Here is a 1,389-nt window from a genome sequence, read left to right as displayed (position 1 = left end):
CTGGCGGCCACGGTGGCGCACGACATCCGCAACCCGTTGAACATCATCTCGATGGCGGTGGCGATGGCACCCGCCGAGACCCGGCGCGAGGTGGCTGACCAGGTCGCGCGCATCTCGCACCTGACGCGCGACCTGCTCGATTACGCCAAGCCCTGGAAGCTCGTGACCGCGCCGATCGACCTGGCCGCGCACGTGCGCACCGCGGCGCGCCGGCTGCCGGCGCTGAGCCTCGGCCCGGGGCTGGACGGCGAGCTGATCGTCGAGGCCGATGCGCGGCGCGTCGACCAGGCGCTGACCAACCTGGTGGAGAACGCGCGCACCGCAGCTGCGGATGCGCAGCACGACGGCGCCGGCGTGCACATCGACGCCGAGACCACGGCCGATGCGCTGCTGCTGCACGTCTGCGACAACGGCCCGGGCGTGCCGGCCGAGGTGCGCGAGCGGCTGTTCGAGCCGTTCGCGTCGCGCAGCCCGGGCGGCACCGGGCTCGGCCTCGCGATCGTCGCGCGCGTGATGAACGCGCACGGCGGCAGCGTGGCGCTGACCGAGCGGGCGCCATGGCGGACGTGTTTCACATTGAGATTTCCGAGGACGACATGAGCGATACCGATGACACCGCGCCCGAGGCGGGGCGCGTGCTGCTGGTGGACGACGAGGCTGCGTTCCAGCGCCTCGGCGGCAGCTTCCTGCGCGGGTTGGGCCACGAGGTCACGCTGGCCGGCGACGGCGAGCAGGCGCTCGAGGCCTTCGCGCGGCAGCGGCCCGAGCTGGTGCTGCTGGATCTCGCGATGCCGCCGCACATGGACCCCGAGATCGGCCTGGAGCTGATCCCGCGCTTCGCCGGCGTGCCGGTCATCGTGCTGACGGGCCACGGCGAGCACGAGCTCGCGCTGCGCGCCACCGAGCTGGGGGCGTGGGATTTCCTCACCAAGCCGATCGACCCGGACATGCTGCGCTTCGTCGTCGCGCGGGCGCTGCGCAAGGCGCGGCTCGATGCCGAGATCGCCACGCTGCGCAGCACGCAGGCGACCGACGACCTCGGCATGGTGGGCCAGGCGCCGGCCACCGCGCAACTGCGGGCGATGGTGCGGCGCGTCGCGCAGACCGGCGTCAGCGTGCTGGTGCTGGGGCCCACTGGCACCGGCAAGGAGCTGGTGGCGCGCGCGCTGCATGCCTGCAGTGCGCGGCAGAACGGGCCGTTCGTCGCGATCCATTGCGGCGCGTTGTCGGCCGAGCTGCTCGAGAGCGAGCTGTTCGGCCACATGAAGGGCAGCTTCACCGGCGCGTACCGCGACCAGCCGGGGCTGGTGGAGGCGGCGCACGGCGGCACGCTGTTCCTCGACGAGGTCGGCGAGATGCCGCCGCCGATGCAGGTGAAGCTGTTGCGCT

The 1,389-nt window shown here is 72.9% G+C and carries 2 protein-coding genes; both read left to right on the top strand.

Annotated elements, in window-relative coordinates; all coding sequences use genetic code 11:
* Positions 1–600, top strand: a 600-nt coding sequence (locus AC1D01_RS34670; protein ID WP_477874045.1) for a sensor histidine kinase, incomplete at its 5' end; no start/stop codon positions are given.
* A partial coding sequence (locus AC1D01_RS34665; protein ID WP_477874043.1) for a sigma-54-dependent transcriptional regulator occupies positions 597–1,389 on the top strand: 793 nt, incomplete at its 3' end. The genes AC1D01_RS34670 and AC1D01_RS34665, both read left to right, overlap by 4 nt.

The organism is Rhizobacter sp. P3_B12 (assembly GCF_056402895.1).
Note: the sequence above shows the minus strand (reverse complement) of the source record. Positions and strands in the feature narration are given on the sequence as shown.